Annotated in this window: 20 protein-coding genes; 2 read left to right on the forward strand and 18 right to left on the reverse strand. The window is 43.4% G+C overall.

The annotated features are described in order from the left end of the window. Window positions 1–26: 26 nt before the first annotated feature. The 11 genes from P5674_RS18755 to P5674_RS18805 form a co-directional block, all read right to left on the reverse strand. The gene (locus tag P5674_RS18755) at window positions 27–875 is read right to left on the reverse strand and encodes a DEAD/DEAH box helicase (protein WP_081471131.1); all 849 of its coding nucleotides are present in this window, start codon (window positions 873–875) and stop codon (window positions 27–29) included. 9 nt (window positions 876–884) lie between these two features. After that, window positions 885–1,199 (reverse strand): hypothetical protein, encoded by a 315-nt coding sequence (locus tag P5674_RS18760; RefSeq protein ID WP_014274251.1) that lies wholly within the window; start codon window positions 1,197–1,199, stop codon window positions 885–887. Between the two features lie 231 nt (window positions 1,200–1,430). Continuing rightward, window positions 1,431–1,778, reverse strand: a complete 348-nt coding sequence (locus P5674_RS18765; protein WP_172973478.1) for a hypothetical protein — start codon at window positions 1,776–1,778, stop codon at window positions 1,431–1,433. A 61-nt stretch (window positions 1,779–1,839) separates the two neighbouring features. Beyond that, a complete protein-coding gene (locus tag P5674_RS18770) occupies window positions 1,840–3,339 on the reverse strand; it encodes a hypothetical protein (RefSeq protein ID WP_286171769.1) in 1,500 nt (499 codons plus the stop codon). Window positions 3,340–3,423: 84 nt separating this feature from the next. Further along, entirely contained in the window at window positions 3,424–3,822 is a 399-nt protein-coding gene (locus P5674_RS18775; protein WP_231852078.1) for an Eco57I restriction-modification methylase domain-containing protein, read from the reverse strand. After that, window positions 3,806–4,414 (reverse strand): hypothetical protein, encoded by a 609-nt coding sequence (locus P5674_RS18780; protein WP_014274248.1) that lies wholly within the window; start codon window positions 4,412–4,414, stop codon window positions 3,806–3,808. The genes P5674_RS18775 and P5674_RS18780 overlap by 17 nt, the downstream gene beginning before the upstream one ends. Before the next feature lie 11 nt (window positions 4,415–4,425). Further along, entirely contained in the window at window positions 4,426–5,115 is a 690-nt protein-coding gene (locus P5674_RS18785) for an N-6 DNA methylase (protein ID WP_014274247.1), read from the reverse strand. A gap of 2 nt (window positions 5,116–5,117) precedes the next feature. Further along, window positions 5,118–5,678 (reverse strand): hypothetical protein, encoded by a 561-nt coding sequence (locus P5674_RS18790; RefSeq protein WP_014274246.1) that lies wholly within the window; start codon window positions 5,676–5,678, stop codon window positions 5,118–5,120. A gap of 21 nt (window positions 5,679–5,699) precedes the next feature. Next, entirely contained in the window at window positions 5,700–6,182 is a 483-nt protein-coding gene (locus P5674_RS18795) for a hypothetical protein (RefSeq protein ID WP_014274245.1), read from the reverse strand. A gap of 54 nt (window positions 6,183–6,236) precedes the next feature. Then, window positions 6,237–6,380 (reverse strand): hypothetical protein, encoded by a 144-nt coding sequence (locus P5674_RS18800; RefSeq protein ID WP_014274244.1) that lies wholly within the window; start codon window positions 6,378–6,380, stop codon window positions 6,237–6,239. A gap of 18 nt (window positions 6,381–6,398) precedes the next feature. Beyond that, the gene (locus P5674_RS18805) at window positions 6,399–6,656 is read right to left on the reverse strand and encodes a hypothetical protein (protein ID WP_006616659.1); all 258 of its coding nucleotides are present in this window, start codon (window positions 6,654–6,656) and stop codon (window positions 6,399–6,401) included. 341 nt (window positions 6,657–6,997) lie between these two features. Between P5674_RS18805 and P5674_RS18810 the strand changes: the two genes are divergently transcribed. Further along, window positions 6,998–7,423, forward strand: coding sequence for a transposase (locus P5674_RS18810; RefSeq protein ID WP_373869274.1), 426 nt, complete (start codon window positions 6,998–7,000; stop codon window positions 7,421–7,423). Between the two features lie 141 nt (window positions 7,424–7,564). Here P5674_RS18810 and P5674_RS18815 read toward each other — a convergent pair whose 3' ends face one another. The 7 genes from P5674_RS18815 to P5674_RS18845 form a co-directional block, all read right to left on the reverse strand. After that, the gene (locus P5674_RS18815) at window positions 7,565–8,869 is read right to left on the reverse strand and encodes a hypothetical protein (RefSeq protein ID WP_014274242.1); all 1,305 of its coding nucleotides are present in this window, start codon (window positions 8,867–8,869) and stop codon (window positions 7,565–7,567) included. A 30-nt stretch (window positions 8,870–8,899) separates the two neighbouring features. Then, entirely contained in the window at window positions 8,900–9,946 is a 1,047-nt protein-coding gene (locus P5674_RS18820; RefSeq protein WP_231852075.1) for an SNF2-related protein, read from the reverse strand. Further along, entirely contained in the window at window positions 9,947–10,447 is a 501-nt protein-coding gene (locus P5674_RS18825) for a hypothetical protein (RefSeq protein ID WP_014274240.1), read from the reverse strand. Window positions 10,448–10,553: 106 nt separating this feature from the next. After that, window positions 10,554–11,702, reverse strand: coding sequence for a DNA cytosine methyltransferase (locus P5674_RS18830; protein WP_006616551.1), 1,149 nt, complete (start codon window positions 11,700–11,702; stop codon window positions 10,554–10,556). Continuing rightward, the gene (locus P5674_RS18835) at window positions 11,695–12,339 is read right to left on the reverse strand and encodes an Eco29kI family restriction endonuclease (protein ID WP_006616550.1); all 645 of its coding nucleotides are present in this window, start codon (window positions 12,337–12,339) and stop codon (window positions 11,695–11,697) included. The genes P5674_RS18830 and P5674_RS18835 overlap by 8 nt, the downstream gene beginning before the upstream one ends. A gap of 83 nt (window positions 12,340–12,422) precedes the next feature. Continuing rightward, on the reverse strand, window positions 12,423–12,746 hold the full coding sequence (locus tag P5674_RS18840) for a CHAT domain-containing protein (protein WP_231852240.1): 324 nt from the start codon (window positions 12,744–12,746) through the stop codon (window positions 12,423–12,425). A gap of 175 nt (window positions 12,747–12,921) precedes the next feature. Further along, entirely contained in the window at window positions 12,922–13,503 is a 582-nt protein-coding gene (locus P5674_RS18845) for a CHAT domain-containing protein (protein WP_014274236.1), read from the reverse strand. 408 nt (window positions 13,504–13,911) lie between these two features. Here P5674_RS18845 and P5674_RS18850 point away from each other — a divergent pair, with 408 nt between their 5' ends. Then, a complete protein-coding gene (locus P5674_RS18850) occupies window positions 13,912–16,080 on the forward strand; it encodes an NACHT domain-containing protein (RefSeq protein ID WP_172973479.1) in 2,169 nt (722 codons plus the stop codon). The last annotated feature ends 233 nt before the right edge of the window (window positions 16,081–16,313 follow it).

A 16,313-nucleotide genomic window follows, 5' to 3' on the forward strand; every position in this document is an offset into this window, starting at 1 on the left:
AGGCAGCTATTTCGGGTATCTCATCCCTATTTCATGCCTGAACGTCTCGCACCCCTGATTAAATTATGGATAATTGGGAGGCTTTTTAGTTCCTTCCCTAATTCTACCCGCCACTGGTCGTCTATGGGTTTATTAATAAAAGTATCCGTTTCTGTAGTCGGGTTTAACCAAAGTTGCGCTTGAGTTTGTAGATAGTTTTCCGGGTCGGTGTAGTTGTCCGGTTGCAGTTTTTCCAAGTCCTCTAACCTCGGTAGGGGGAGGACGTTTAATAAAGCATTCCCCCAAAATTCCCCATCACTTAGGCGGTCTTCTTCAATTAAAGCCGCCGCCTCAAACTCTTCTTGAAAGATAGTTTTACTATATGCTAAGATTTCCGTTTTATCACTTTTGTTCCCTAAAGTCGCCGAAGTTCCCACACAAGCCAAATGTCCTGGGGGAGTTTTTAGGCGGTGTTTTAGCCGACGCAACAAACAAGCCAAGTCCGTCCCCTGTGCGCCATCAAAAGTATGGAATTCATCAACTACCAAATAGCGCAAAGTTTCCGGTTCATTATTTGTCCATAAAGCTTGAAGGTCCGGTCTAATTAGCAGATAGTCCAACATTTTATAGTTAGTCAGCAGGATATCTGGGGGAGACTTTCGCAACATCTCTTTATCAGTAATCACCTTTTCTGGGGTCATCACACGCGTGGGTTTTTCGTCTTTTTCCCCTACATATAACCCAGCCGTAACCTGACCTTTTAGCGACGGGGTTTTCTCAATTATTTGGGCGATACGTTTACTTTGGTCCGTGGCTAAAGCGTTCATAGGATAAATTAAAATGGCTTTTATCCCCGGTTTATTCCCCTGTTGGCGACAATGTTCTAGGAGGGGAATTAAGAAACATTACGTTTTCCCCGAACCCGTCCCCGTGGCGATTATAGTTGACTGATAGTTAGGGGGACTGAGGCGATTAAAAGCGCGTTCTTGGTGCAAAAACGGGATAAAACTCAGGGGAATTTCCGGGAAATAGTCCTCGCCAATTGTACCCTGTCGAAACGGTAAACCCACCGAAACATAAGGTCCTCGATAGAGGTTATTAGCCGTTTTCAGGAATCGTTCAATCAACCCCTGGAACCCTGGCGTTGTCGGTCGAAACGTCGTTATCAAATAGTCGGAAACACAGTTCCTAATTTGGGCGGCTACAACTGAAGGAAACATCTCTCTTCTCTTAATTAATAATTAATAATTAACAATTAACAATTGGGGGATAAGAAACCGGGTTTCTAGACCTCTCGACCAAGAAACGAGGTTTCCGTCCCGGGTCGCTGCTGCTGGGGGGATAAGAAACCCGGTTTCTCGCCTCCTGGGGGGGATAAGAAACCCCGTTTCTCAAAGAAGCCCGGTTTCTAGACCTCTCGAAAAAGAAACCCGGTTTCCGGGTGGTCTTAATTAATAACCAATAATTAACAATTGGGGGGAAGAAACCGGGTTGATCGGCTCCTGGGGGGATAAGAAACCCCGTTTCTCCAAGGACGACAAAGAAACCCCGTTTCTCAAAGAAACCCGGTTTATAGGCTGCTGGAGTAAGAAAGGAGGTTTCCGGGGTGGCTGGTGGGGGGGTAAAGAAACCCCGTTTCTCAAAGAAACCCGGTTTATAGGCTGCTGGAGTAAGAAAGGAGGTTTCCGGGGTGGCTGGTGGAGGGATAAAGAAACCCCGTTTCTCAAAGAAACCCGGTTTATAGGCTGCTGGAATAAAGGGTCTTTGACAATTTGCCGATAGTGTGTTATGGTGTCCATAATCGAATCTCCTCTAAATCAATTATTAATTGTTAATTGTTTCCCACACTGTGCGGTAGTCCTAAATGCGATCGCATAATATAAAAGGCGCTTCGTAGGCGATTTTCCGAGTCGTTGGACTCTGGGGGAGCGTGTCGTCGGTAACCGTTACTTCTATGATACCACTTTCGAGGTCTTTGATGTCTTCCCAACCGATGATTTGCTTTTTCGCGTTCCCTTGGCGCGGTAAACCTACCCCCGTTAACCCTTTGCTGGTCGTGAACACTATTCTACCATTCATATCATAATAGGTTTCCTTTTCATATTGCTGCATCACCGGGAATTGTACCCTGTATATGGTGATGAGTTCCTCTAGGGTTAACCCTAACGACATGGCTGCTAATACGTCTATTTCTACTAACGCTTGACGACGTTCGTAGTCACTCCGCAAGGCGTTATTTCGCCATTCTGGGGTTAAATTACCGAAAAAGTTTTGATTCAGTCGCCGGTCTTCCCCTTTTGTCCATCTCTCTTCACGGTATCCTTCCTCCCAGCATTCTTCCCATAATTCACCATAATACACTGTTAGGCAATTTAACGCTAGAGTGCGAACTCGTAAAGCGGGTTTAAGTGTAAAGTTTTCTGGAATTAAAGGCAGAAGTTTTAAAATATTTTGATTTGCATGACCCATTCCAGTTGTTTTCACAAAGAAATCAATGGGGAGACTCATTCCCATAGCCAGAAAGTCAACGGCTTTGATTGTCTCTTGAAAACTTGTTCCTATACAGGTATTAACATGAGCAATACCTTGAGGCATCATACCAGGAATAAAGGTTCTTTCTGCTGATGAACCAATCATTTCTCTATTAACTACCCGATAAAACTCAGTGACGGGTTTTTGGTCATCCCAGGGAACGCAGGGAGTGCGACGACGGTATTCAGCAGGGGAACAGTCGGGGACGTAGTTAGTGCGCGGTAGATAGTCGTCGGGAATTGCCGTTAAATCAATAATATCATAATGATTATTAGCTGTGCAAACTTTTCTCGGAGTTTTATTTAATGGTGTTCCGACAAAGAAATGGGGTCCTGATAAAATCAGGTCTTGGGGAGACTTCGCAAACTGAGTATCTCGGCGAATTTTCTTCTCTTTTTGAGCATTAGTTTCATGCCACATTTCTAGGGCATAATATTCACCTTGTAAATTACCCAGTAGCTTTTCTTGGGTGGCAAACTTTTCTAATACACTGACTAAGTTTTGCGAATGTAAAGCCGGGAGTCGCGCTTCCTCGGCGGGGGTTCCTTCCGCATCATATAATCTCGCAAATAGCTGTAAGGTCTCGGAATTAACGCTAATAATTCGGCTCGGATGACCTTTGGTTTCCCATTTGCCCTTATCATTTTTAATCCCTGGAATTAAACCCATGCCCGGAGAGTCAAAACATTCGGCAATAGTGGCAACGCTGAAAATATTGGCAATATGAACAAAGCGAATAATTGTATCATCCTGACTACGGGGTTTCTTATATATATTGATACTATATTTTGTTTCATTATGAACATCTTTAAACAAAGAAACTTTCATCTCATTCTGTAACTGAAAATGTGCTTTTAACCGCCGATATAATTCCCGGCGCAAAGTTCCCCCTTTGGGGTCATCATAAACCCCTTATGGGTGTAAGAAACCCGACACCTCGCCAGACTTGCCAAAATTCCAGGCTTGGGGAAGGAAACACTTAAATAAGTTGGTTTGCGACCCTTTCAATAACGGATAATTTTGCACCGCGTTGAGGAAATTCTGGGTTCCGTGTGACTCTTCATATTCCTGAAGATATGCCGCTTGTAACTTTGGGTATTTACTAAATAAATCTTCCCGCCGTTTCGCCAACTCACTCGCCGATAACTTTCTAATCACCGTCAACGGGTCATATTCCCCCAATATATCCCCTTCTTGCCATTGTATCTTCACCCAGGGAGGGTTACCAATCATTAAATCAAACCCGCCTCTCTCTAGGAAAATATCCGCAAATTCCAACTCCCAATGGAAAAACTTATAAGTTTCCGCCAAAGTTTCCACCAACTGCAACCGAGGGAAAAACCCTTGAACTTCTCCAAGTCCACAAAACCAAATTTCTTAATAAAATCCTCCGCTTGCTGGGGTGTTTGAGTTTCCGGGAATAAAGATAGAATAAAGATAACTGTTGGGAGGATACCATTTCCGTCACCCCTAAAATCATCCCTATGTCGCTGAAAAACTCCTTCCGACTCGGTAAGTTTTCCGCCTCCTCTAGCGGCCAAAACCATAAACTGCACCAATAGTCCATCACCAACTTTAGCCGCCGATAATCCGATGAATTACTCACCCCCCGCGAGAGTTTTTCCTGTTCGTAGATTTTATCTTTTTGTGCTAGGGGAACTTCCCGTTTCTCCTGTTCCGGTTGTCCCCACACCGTTAATCTGTCGGTAGTCCGTTGGCGCATTGTGGCTAATTCCTTGGCGTAAGTATGCCACAGTTCATCAATGCGAGTTGATAGGTATATCCCATAGTCGGCTTGGTCGGCATTTAGGGGAGTTTTGATAAATTCTTTCTGCCATTGGTTAATCTGTTTTATGGCGGCGGGGGTGAGTTTTTTAATCACTTTATCCGTATAATTAGCCATACCTGGGTCCCCTAACAAAAAGTGAAAAATACCGTCTTCCGGGAAGGTTTCTCCCAGGGGTATCGGTGACGGCGGCATTTCCCACCAGGAGAGGTTTTTTTACCTTGACTCACCTTTTGGCGGGGGTATATTTGTCGTCTCGCACCCACCAGGGAGTTCCCACAATGCAATTGCAAGTCAAACCAGGGGACGAATATTTGGCGGCTGTCTTTTTCCCCATAGATACAATTTAACCACAGGGAAGCCTCGGCTAATTCCATGGCTATGGGGTTTTTATCAATGCCAAATACATTGCGGTCAGCCAGCAGCATTTTGACTTTCTGCTTCTCTAAGGTGATGTTTTCATGGGGTATCCGTTGATTAAGTTCCTCCTCTTTTCGCTGTAAATAAGCGTCCGCTAATTGAGTTATAGCTTCATTAAAAAAAGCCGCACTTCCCATAGCTGGTTCGCAGACGGTTAACTTTAAAATATCGTCAGCGGTCTTGTCGGCTAAAAGTTCTTGGAGAGCATATTTTACTAAACATTTGGTTAAGGTTTGGGGAGTGTAATAACTGGCACTTTTTTGGCGGTCTCTTCCCGCTAACCGAAACAAAAATTTCCCTTTCTCATGTTTGCGGGGAGTTTTTCCCGTCTGGGGGTCTGTCACCAACTCCTCGGTTTTTAACTCCTCCAAACGGTCAGCGGGAACAAAATAAGCCACCTCTAATTCACTGTGTGGTTGGGAACCTTTCGCGGCTTTGGGTTTAACTGTGGGTTGGTCTTCGTCGTCGTCTTCGGTGTCTGTCTTGGTAGAGGTTTTTTGGCGGCGGGTTGAACTTCGTAGAGGTTTTCCTCCGCGAAAAAAGCGGATAAACTCAATAAACCCTCGTAAACTTCCCCTAACTGGTTAACCCCCAATTGCGCGTAGCTAATGCGTCCCCGTCGTCCTTGTCCTGACCGCGACAAAGACATCAATTCCAAGACTTTCTGTAGGACGGAATTGCGAAACCTGACTCCGTTTAACATGGAGGTATATTCGGGGTCAAACAGATGACTTTTTAAGGCGGGTAAACGGAAGGTATTATAAATGGCTGTTTTCCTCGGCAAAAGTTCCGCTTGTTTATGGTCTTCTTCAGGATATCCAAACCACAATAATTTAAATAAACGACGAATAGAGGTATCTATATAATAGCCTTCGGAGTCCTCGGAAGAAAGTAACTCCACCTGTTCCAAGTCTCGCAGGGTTTCTAAACTATATCCCTCCCGATAAATATCAGAACCCATGGGGGCATAACCTAACTCGGGTCACGCTTCAATATAAAAGATAAATAGCAGTCGATAAACCCACCGCAAACACTGGATTTTTAACAGGTTGGGGTCAATTTCCTGTTCTCCCTTTTGGGTTTGTTCCTGGGTGGAATACACCCTTTCCCCCACTTTACGCCGATAATAAATAACCTCGTTTACCAAAAGTTCGATCGCCTCCCGTAAGGCAAATTTCAAGTCTTCGGAAACGCTATAAGTATGGCGGTGACTATTTTCATCAAGGGTATCTAACAACGCCATTCCTTCCGCTGGACAAATGCGATCGCGGTGTAACAGGGTAGCGGTAGCGAACAAAGAATGGCGATCGCGATCGGCTAAAATCTGCTCTAAATCAAACCTTAACAACCGGGAAGCATTCCATTTATAACGGTCAATTAAAGCTATCTGGTCTACACTAATTAATAGCACCCAGCGGGGGGGTTCATTTTGACCAAAAACCACATCAGTTACGATATCTTCCATGGTAGAATTTAGCCAGGTTTGTTGAAAGCGATCGACCCGAAATTCCGGGAAATCTTAACTTTGAATAGGGTCAAATTCCAGGGAGAGAATATCGAGAGGTTCTCCGGTAGGATTAAACCCTTCCAAAGCCCACAAATTTGGCATTCCAGAACTCTGTCTAACTTCCGCCAAAATAGGGAGCAAGGTATCATTATCCAACCACTTTAACCCCGGTTCTCACTGATACCCCAAAACCTCCAAAACCTGCCGAAAAAACTGCCGTTGCTGACCGAGAATTTCAGTTTTATCTATATTAATAGTTTGGGTGCGAGTTTTAAGGCGAAAATAATCTCCCCGCAGCCTCCCCAAAGCCTGGGACGGCGGCCCTTGATTTGCCCCCACCTCCGAGGTGATCGTCTTTAGGTCTTCGGTTAAAATTGCATCCAAATAATAGGCGGCATAAAATTCATTTTCGTTAGCAATTCCGATTAACATAATATTCGATAACCCCGGCTCATAGTCAAAGAAACCCTGTAAATTTTCATTTTACACTACTCACGACCAACAAGAAACCCGGTTTCTCAAAGAAACCGGGTTTCTAGACTTCTCGAAAAAGAAACCGGGTTTCTAGACCTCTCTTGCGCTAAAATTTAACGGAGTTATAAAAGTTGAAGTTGTGGGAGTTGATTGGAAATGCCACGTCGCCAAATTGTTTTTGAAACGGGTCATTACTACTATATTTATAATCGAGGTAATAATCATCCAATTATTTTTTTACCCAAGATAACTATATTCATTTTTTGCGCCTGATTAGAAAATATTTGGTTGAATCTAATGTGGCTGATATTATTGCTTATTGTTTGATGCCTAATCATTATCATTTATTGGTATATTTTAAACAGAATTGTTTTTCTGAGGTGATGCAAAAATTTAGCTTGTCTTATGTGAAAGCAATTAACAAGCAGTATGACAGGGTTGGCGGTTTATTTCAAGGTAGATTTCAAGCGATCGCTGTTGATAATGATGAATATTTATTCCATTTAACACGATATATTCATTTCAACCCAGTTAAGGCTAATTTGGTTAAAAAACCCGAAGATTGGGAGTTTTCTAGCTATCCCGAATATCTCCAATTGCGTGGGGGAACTTTGCCGAAAATTGATGGGGTGCGATCGCTTTTTAATTCGGTGAATGATTATCGGTCTTTTGTCGAAAGTCATATCCAAACCTCATCAATTCAGCACTTACTACTTGATGAATAGAAGCTAAAAGAAACCCGGAAATAAGAAACCCGGAAATAAGAAACCCGGTTTCTGGTGGGGGGGGATAAGAAACCCGGTTTCTCAAATCAACCGGGTTTCTAGACTTCTCGACAAAGAAACCGGGTTTCTATGCTTGCTGAATCACAAAATCAACTTGAGATAAGGTTCGCTTTCCGTAGTCATTGACAACTCTACCCAATCGCGATAATCTTCGAATATCTTGTCAATTTTATGGCGTTCTTTCTGCTGTTTATCCTGCTTCAGATTAGCCGAAATATTATCACTTTCCCACCGCAACTCTAACTGTTCCACATGATAGCCTTGCAGCCTTTCCAGGCGTTCCCGTTGTGCCTCTAACTGAGGATTTAACTGGTCTTGAAACCGTTTCCTTTCCGGCTGAAGATATTGCCGCGCTTGCTGAATAGCCGGACTCCGTAAATGGAGTAAATCATCAATATTAACCGTCCCGGAATTCGGCAACTCATGCCGTCCTAATTCCGTGCGTTCCTGAGTTTCCGCAAAGGGTTCAACCCGCTGAAATTTCCCTTGTTTAAAGATAACCGAAACCCAGCGATTTAGGACGGAAGTTCCTCGGCGGTTGGGGAAACTACCAAAGCAGATAAAAATCACCTCATCGGATTCTAATCCCTGAGATAATTGTATCACAGGTGCTTGATTTCTGCCAAAATAAAATAAACAGCGATCGCTAATCCATTCTACCAAAGGATGCAATTCCCAAAGGTATTTAACAGCCGACCAGTCCGCGTCTTCGGTTCGCGCTTGTTCCATGGCCCGCATCATATCTTCGGGGCGATCGCTAAGATATAATAACCGATTATCCTGGGGTTGTATTTCTTTAGGAAGGCGATCGTAACGGCTTTTTAACTCTTGAGTAAGTTGCAATTCAATAAACCCTTCATCTTCGTTAATTTGGAGATTATGAACCGGACTGGTCTGGGAATTAATGAACCTTAAAGCCGTAGCGGTAAACTGAAAAATTGACGGAAATAGACTTAACAAACTCCCCGTTTCCACCAGAGGTTCACCCTGGCTAGAGTCCATGGAAACCCCCTCATCAGTATCCCAAGACTCCGACTCAAACCAGCTAAAAATATCGACATCTCCCCCTCCCTTGGCGTTGCGGTCTAACTCCTCTGCAAAATCCACCGCCGACACTCCGCTTTCAATAGCAGCAGCGGTCAAATTTTCTTCTTTTTCCTGGTCAAATACCCCCATAAATACGGAAGGATCGCCAATATTTTTAATCGCCTGTTCATCCTTAGTTAAAAGGACTTTAATAATACGCTCCACCTCATCCATACGTTCAACCTGGGAGCGAGTCAGCAGATAGCGAATTTCCGGTTTTCGAGTTTTTCCGTAGAGGTCGCTCCGTCCGTTTCGCTGCTGTAAAGTCATCAACGACCAAGGGATATCAAAGTGAATCAATTTATGGCTAAGATAGTGCAGCTTTAACCCTTATGATGCCACTTCCGTAGCAATTAAAATCCTCACCGGGGAATTTTCATAGCCAAATTTATCGACAATTTCCACTTGGTCAATATCTGCCATACCCCCATCTAAACGAGCGATCGCCTCTGGTTTTAAGCGCAAGTCTTGGGGTAGTTCCGCCTCCAGAAACCGCAAATTTTCCCAACGTCCGGTAAAAATTACCAAGCGGTCTTTCGGGTCTTTTTTAGTCCAATTAAACTCAGTTTTAATCAGTTGGAGAAGTCGCTGATACTTAGAAAAAATCCCGTTATCTATTGCCGCCAAACCTGCCGCCAAATCAGTCAATTCTTCCTGGTCTAATTTCGTGGATATATCCAGCTTTTTGTGTAAAGTTTTCAGGCGATTTTTCACGGTTTCCATACCCGCCGCCGGACTAGATAAGAATGCCTTGAGGAGAGTAGTTTTAAATAGCTGTCCGGCACTTTTGCCTCGGTCAATACTGACCAATTGCAAATCGTGGAGTTGCCGAAAAACTGCCTCTTCTGGGGGGGAGGCGATCGCTTCTACAGGTTCCACATTCCGTTCAGGGAGACTTTGGTTTAAATCCCGCAAAACATCTTTTTTAAACCGCCGCAAATAGAGGTCATGGATATCATCTTTAGTGTAGTTACTTTCATTAGCGATCGCCGTCGGATCTAGCATATTCATCAAACTAGCAAAACTCTCCGGTTTCCCGTCATGGGGAGTGGCGGAAAGCAAAATCAAAGTATCCGAACGAGTAGCTAAACGTTCAGCCAATTTCGCCCGCTGCGAAGCCGACTGACCCTTACCTCTGCGGGCGACATTATGGGCTTCATCAATTATAATAATATCCCAGTGAGCCTGTTCTAAATAACTGCGATATTCCCGGTCTTGTTTGAGGGTATCAATAGAAATAATTGTCCGGTCATCATAGTGAAAAGGGTTATGATTTCCCGGAAGTCGCGATCGCACCCGTTGAATTTCCCCAGAGTCCAAACGCACCAAAGGAATAGTAAACCGCAGCCAAAACTCCTTTTGAAACTGCCCCATCATTTACTTAGTAGTAACCACTAAAATCCGGCGACCTTTCCTCCTCCCAATTAACTCAGTTACCAGGATACCACATTCCAGAGTTTTACCAAACCCCACCGCATCAGCAATTAACAAGCGTTGGCGAGGCATTTGTAGGGCTTTAGTCGCCGGAATAAGCTGATAATTCAGGGCATCCATAGCGGCTTTATGTCCCCAATAAATCCGCCCATCTTCCGGGATAGTTTGCTTTAAATTAGCCTCAACAAATAATAAACTACGGACATAACCAGAAGTTTCATCAATAACCAAATTAGTCTCTTCGGGTTTCAACACTTGTAAACCCCGTTTCCTGTCTTTTTTTTCCAACTCTTCCAGGAAGCGAATACGACGACCCCGGAGAAATTCCGACACTCCCACTGCTTCAATAATGCGATCGCCATCAGAAGACAGGGCCACAGATTTAACCAACCATTCAGCATCCCGGCAAAGAATTCGTGCCCCTGGAGCAATATCTGTTAACATATTTTAGCTTATTATTACACCATATTTGCCTCAAATTAGTTTAGCATCAAACCCTCCCAGAAACCGAGTTTATTGTTTCCCACCGAGACTCTAGGGAGTGAGATGTTCAAGCGATCGTCTTCACTAAAGACTTAGCTAGGTAATAACCTAGTTCTACAGGTACGGCATTACCAATTTGTCTCATTGATTCTGTCCATGATCCACAAATCCTGTAGCTATCAGCAAAGGTTTGAATTCGTTTAGCTTCAAAGATGGTATAATAGCGTATCGCGCCATCTTCATATCGAATCATATTTTCTCCCCCAGGAACGCCGTGGTCTCCGGCTTTGAGAGTTTTAGATGGCATATCAATATAACTTCCAGTATGTCCCGGATACGATCTAGCCCCTTCCCTTAAAATATGCTCTACATCAAAACTACCTTCAGCATCAGGTTTTGGCAACTCCCCAATTTGATCCCGAACTGTTTTCCAAGGTTTTAGGGGAGGAGGGAACAGGGTAGGTTGTTGTCTGAGTTGAGCAATTTTCTGCTTAGTTCTTTGGTTCAAGTCTTCAAATGCTGATGCTTTAACTCCATGATTATTCCAGTAGTCAAAACTCACATATTGTGACCACAGCAACGACTCCAAAGAATGAGATTCTTGAGGAAAAGACCACTCTCGTTGCCAATCTTCTCGGACCCCTACAATAAAAACTCGCTCCCGACGTTGAGGTATGCCATAATTCTCAGCATCTAATAAACGAAAATCAACATTATATTTAACTCCGTGATATCTACCAAAATCTCTAGTATTTTCCAGCCTGATTAGATGTTCTTGCCAGGATTCAGAATCTCTAATCACCACTTCAGGATAGGTCAATCTGAGTATAATGTAATCAAAATAACGCCTAAATGATTGGCGTAAAATTCCCTTAACATTTTCAAATATAAATGCCTTGGGTGTACAAACCCTAATCGCTTTACACACATAGGGAAACATATCTCGCCGATCTAAATGTCCCTTATGCTTTCCCCCCATAGAAAAGGGTTGACATGGCGGGCCCCCTGAAATGAGGTCAATATGACCAAATTCAGCGAAATTTAATGAGCGAATATCAACATAATAAATCAATTCTGGTTTATAGTTACCAGCTAATGTTAGGCAAGCATTATGATCTATCTCAACTAAGGCTTTATGCTCAATGCCAGCCATTTCTAAACCTTTGGCTAATCCACCCGCACCAGCAAACAACTCTAAACCCGACAATTTAGACATCTTCTACACTCAATCCAGACATGAAAATTTCAATACTTTGAAGCAGTTGTTTTTTGTCAGCATGAATTCCTTGACACTTGTCAGCCCAAGAACGTCCTGGATGACAAACATCCCAGTCAGATTTTGCTTGTTTATATCTACCTTTACCCGGATCGTGATTACCAAATCCATCGATTAAAGTGTTCCAAATTTGTTGATATATTCTAATTAGTGCCGCTTCTACAGTACCGATGAAATCACTCTCTTTACCTTCAAGAATCATGAAACGACAGAAAAAATCAGACGGCTCTAAGCCTTCTCCAAGATTGATGCTGCGGCTATGTTCTCTAATTCGATTGTTTAGCTCATAGCCTTGAGAATTAACAGAGAAGGACTGCATGGCTTTTCGCCAGCCTTTAGGAACCTCTTTTCCTACATAGATAGGTGCGCGAAATGCCGTCCTATTAATTAAATAAAATCTTGAATAAATCTCGGTTTTTCTGATGCAATATATGGCATATACTCCGGTTCCTGGAAAACGGTATTGGATAGATATGGGATGTACAGGTGTTCCATTAAAAAAGCGAATTGTATCTTTGATTATTTCATCAAAATCAGGATAAATATACAGATGCTTGGAGCGGTCACAACTATTCATTAAGGTAACTTTAGATCAGTTGCTATAAGGGCAGTAATAACCGTTTATTATATCAGATTATGCTGCATCGCCTTAAACGCAGACTAATAACAAGCCTCTGCAAAGGGAGGGTCATCAAATAAACTCAAACGGTCTTCCACTTCTTCCACTTCCTCCGGGGTCGCCTTCTGCTCATGTTTTAGCCAGTCGAGAATCTCATCACAAGATACCCCCCGCAACCAAGTTTGAGCCGCTTGCAAAGCCACTGTCACCGAGGAATAATCCGGTAAAATTTGATAGAGGCGCAGGGTCACCAGAGTCGCCGCCAGTTCATCCACATTCCAGAGACTGGCCACCACCGTTCGCGCTCCGGCGTAGAAAAACGCACTGGCTAATCCCACATAATCATCCGTGTGGGAGGTTTCCACCAAGCCAGTTTTGCAAGCCGACAGCACCAGCAGGCGACAGAGGGGAATATTAAGACCGTTGAAAGATTGGTCAGTCTCAGATAGGCGTTGAGGGGGTTGCGATCGTCAAATTCACCGTGACAGCCAAAGTGGACGGCGTGACTCTGTTCCAGGAAGGTTTGGGTCTGGGGTTGGCTTAAATTCTCCAGGATAGCTTGGTCGCGACGCAAGACTTGATGGGGGCTGAATTGGCGCAGTAAGAGTTCCACCCCCCACTCCGCATAGTCCAGGTCTTCCGTCGGGTTTTGAATGGCGAAAAAGGGGATGGTTTCCCCGTTGAGGGGGGACGCTGCTGGAGGTTGTTGAGAATTTGACAACTGGGGGCATATTGCACCGGGAACCCGTCTTGTAGGGGTTTGCCCTCACCCCCAGCCCCTCTCCCAGAGCCAGAGAGGGGAGAAGAGGGGACAGGGAGCGCGTGGAGGGGGATGAGGCGCAGTTCCCGGTGGGGAATCAGGATAAGCTGTTGAATCTGGGATAATTCACCCAGAAGGCGGGGGAGTTGCAAGGCGGCGCTGAGGGTTTCCAGGTGTTGGGGGAGTTGCTGATTCCAGGAGCGTTGTCCGTAGTCGCTGCGGTAGTCCTGGAGGGCTTGGTCCAGGTGTTCGCGGTCTTCGGCGCTGAAGTGGTGGGGGGTAATCTGGATTTGCTCGTCTCGGCGGGTGACGAGGAAGGCGTAAAACCCGGATTCCGCTTCCCTGGGGAGATACCACTCCATGAGGGCGGTTTGGGGCGGGAGGAGGCGGCGCAAGTCCGGGAGTTGGGCGGGGACTTGTTGGGTGAGGGTAAAGTTGGGGTCGTCGAGTTCCGTGAGCAGGTCTTGGAATTGCTGGTTAGCGGCTTGGAGTTGTTGGCGGATGAGGGTTTCCGGTGAGGGTTGGTTGGGGTGTTTTTCGGTGGTGGGGGTGAGGGTGTCCCTGGGGGTGTAGGCGAGTTGTTGTTGGTAGCTGGCGATTTGACGGCGCAGGTCGCTGATATTGACGTGGCTACAGCCCTAAAATGTTACAGAAGTATACTGTTAGCTAATTTTGTTGCAAGTTATCGGGGAATAATATAGCATCAAAGCCTAAATGAGTATTCTGCTGTAAACGCAATGAGAAAATTGAGTGCTTCCCTACCTAGTTTAATGACAACAGCATTGAATGGTGTCATGTGTTGGGGCATTAATCAACTACCAGGAAAATCCGATCTACCAATTCCAGAACAACTATTTTTTGGGCTAACAGTATTCTCTATGGTAGGAATTGGCTTCTGTAGCACTCAGTCCAGTAATTCTAAAACAACTTCTGAAACAACAAACCGTGCTTGGTTGATTGGACTACCCCCAGTGATTGGAAGTATTGTCCTCTTCCTATTACTCAAGGGAGATCATTTGCCCAATGAGCTAGTTCAATATGCAGGTTATGCATCTTTATTTTTGTTTGTTATGGGAACATTATTGCCAACTCTCATAGCTTTTTTACAAATACGGCAAAAACCCATAATTACACCCTCTAGTTCATCAAATCTAACTCCCCAAGCCTATAAGAACCGTCAAGCACTACTAAACAAAGTTAAAAACTATTGGATTCAAGGAGTTTTAAAAGGTTCTCTATCTGACCGAGCGCCAATTGAGTTAGGGTTAGAAGAGCGATTTGATGCCGTGCGATTAGATTGGCAAACACCGGAACAGCCTCGCAGAAGTTTGCCAAAAGGTACTAAGGCAATCAACCAATTTGACAAAATGGGGAAAGGTTGCACTATGCTCATTTTAGGAGATCCAGGTTCGGGGAAAACAACTACTTTGCTACAAATAGCAGAGGAGTTAATTCAGCGTGCGGAGCAAAATACTGAACTGCCCATTCCTGTAGTTTTTAACCTGTCTTCTTGGGCGGCAGCGAAAAAGCAAAGTCTTGCCGAGTGGCTGTTGGAAGAACTAGAAACTCGATATCAGATACCACAAAAAATCGGCAAAAATTGGCTGGAAAATCAAGATTTTTTATTGTTATTAGACGGTTTAGATGAGGTAGCTGAGGAACGTAGAAATGATTGTGTCATTGCTATCAATGACTTCAAAAATAGTTACGGAACAACCGAGATGATTGTTTGTAGCCGTATCAAAGACTATGAATCTCTTTCTAGCCGTTTAGAATTTCAAGGGGCTATCTTCATTGAAGATTTAACCCTAGAACAAATCAAGGATTATTTTGACCAGGTAGGCGAGCAACTACAAGGAATAAAAGAAGTATGGGTCAATGATGCGGTGTTACAAGAATTGACGAAAACTCCACTAATACTTTCCATTGTTGCCATTACCTATGAGGGGATTTCTGCCAATGAATTACCCAAAATGCCTTTAGAAAAAAGACGAGATCATTTATTCAATAAGTATATCCATAAAATGTTAAATCGTCGTCAGCAGAATCAGCAATATTCCGATCAGCAAACGCTTCGCTGGCTAACTTGGTTAAGCCAAAATATGTCGAGTAAATCTCAAACTATATTTTTAATTGAGCGGATGCAGCCTAGTTGGTTGTCAGAACAAGAAAGATTTTGGTATGGCGCGACTCTTTTTAGCATTCCTATGTTATGGGGATTAAGTTTGGTGTATTTGGTGAATATATCAATTTTATCAAAAATATTATTTATTTTATGTTTTTTTATATATGGAGTTATATTAGCTAGTTTAACAAAAATCAATCCTATGCAATCTTTAAAAATAAGCACTTTTTTAGGGACATTAGGTTTTATGGCATTAATTATAGGTACTGCCGCAACAATATTAGTTTTGTTTCTAATAATTGCTGAATATATTTTTCAAAATTTATATATAACCTTATCCTCACCTCTCATAGCAGAAATTTTATTAAACTGGTCATTTGTATTCTGGATTTTGGCACTCGTCTTCTGGCTTATATTACTAAGCGATTCAGAAGAATATGTTATAGACTCAACTATAAATCCTAACCAAGGAACTTACACATCACTAAGAAATGGAATTATCTTGCTATTTATATTGATTACTGGATTTGGCGTATTTACAATTTTGACAAGTTTTCCTGTATTATGGAGTGCAGTTATTACGAGCTTTATGTGGATATTTTCGCCAGCAATGTTTGCCTGTATTCAACACTTTGCACTGAGAGTTATCTTAACCCTAAGTGGTAAAGCTCCTTGGAATTATGCCAAGTTTCTGGATCATGCCACGGAACGAATATTTTTACAAAAGATTGGTGGGGGCTATATTTTTATTCATAGAATGTTGTTGGAACATTTTGCATCAAAAACTCAGCCTGGACTCGCTGTTCATCCATAGCCACACACCGGGTAGGGGATACCATCGGGATTTTACCCCATCCCCGCAAGTGAGAAACCCGGTTTCTTTGTTAAATCTTTGTGAATAAACACCAGATGCTAGTAGAAACCAAGTTTCTTCTCCCAGACTTTTTCCCCTTTACCCTCTCAAAGTAGTACAATCAAAGAAATCCCAAAGTTGAGGTCAATGATGAGTCCCCTCCTAGAAAAAGTCTTAGCAGAAGTCACCCAACA

This window comes from Limnospira sp. PMC 289.06 (assembly GCF_032350395.1).
In the GTDB taxonomy this organism is placed as follows: domain Bacteria; phylum Cyanobacteriota; class Cyanobacteriia; order Cyanobacteriales; family Microcoleaceae; genus Limnospira; species Limnospira platensis.

What these genes read in the sequence shown, in the direction of transcription:
- P5674_RS18845 (WP_014274236.1), bottom strand. Translation starts at nt 13,503, where the DNA reads ATGGAGTGGTATCTCCCCAGGGAAGCGGAATCCGGGTTTTACGCCTTC.
- P5674_RS18770 (WP_286171769.1), bottom strand. Translation starts at nt 3,339, where the DNA reads ATGAAAGTTTCTTTGTTTAAAGATGTTCATAATGAAACAAAATATAGT.
- P5674_RS18805 (WP_006616659.1), bottom strand. Translation starts at nt 6,656, where the DNA reads ATGTTAATCGGAATTGCTAACGAAAATGAATTTTATGCCGCCTATTAT.
- P5674_RS18760 (WP_014274251.1), bottom strand. Translation starts at nt 1,199, where the DNA reads ATGTTTCCTTCAGTTGTAGCCGCCCAAATTAGGAACTGTGTTTCCGAC.
- P5674_RS18830 (WP_006616551.1), bottom strand. Translation starts at nt 11,702, where the DNA reads ATGTCTAAATTGTCGGGTTTAGAGTTGTTTGCTGGTGCGGGTGGATTA.
- P5674_RS18765 (WP_172973478.1), bottom strand. Translation starts at nt 1,778, where the DNA reads ATGGACACCATAACACACTATCGGCAAATTGTCAAAGACCCTTTATTC.
- P5674_RS18850 (WP_172973479.1), top strand. Translation starts at nt 13,912, where the DNA reads ATGACAACAGCATTGAATGGTGTCATGTGTTGGGGCATTAATCAACTA.
- P5674_RS18825 (WP_014274240.1), bottom strand. Translation starts at nt 10,447, where the DNA reads ATGTTAACAGATATTGCTCCAGGGGCACGAATTCTTTGCCGGGATGCT.
- P5674_RS18780 (WP_014274248.1), bottom strand. Translation starts at nt 4,414, where the DNA reads ATGGCTAATTATACGGATAAAGTGATTAAAAAACTCACCCCCGCCGCC.
- P5674_RS18820 (WP_231852075.1), bottom strand. Translation starts at nt 9,946, where the DNA reads ATGATGGGGCAGTTTCAAAAGGAGTTTTGGCTGCGGTTTACTATTCCT.
- P5674_RS18790 (WP_014274246.1), bottom strand. Translation starts at nt 5,678, where the DNA reads ATGGGTTCTGATATTTATCGGGAGGGATATAGTTTAGAAACCCTGCGA.
- P5674_RS18835 (WP_006616550.1), bottom strand. Translation starts at nt 12,339, where the DNA reads ATGAATAGTTGTGACCGCTCCAAGCATCTGTATATTTATCCTGATTTT.
- P5674_RS18795 (WP_014274245.1), bottom strand. Translation starts at nt 6,182, where the DNA reads ATGGAAGATATCGTAACTGATGTGGTTTTTGGTCAAAATGAACCCCCC.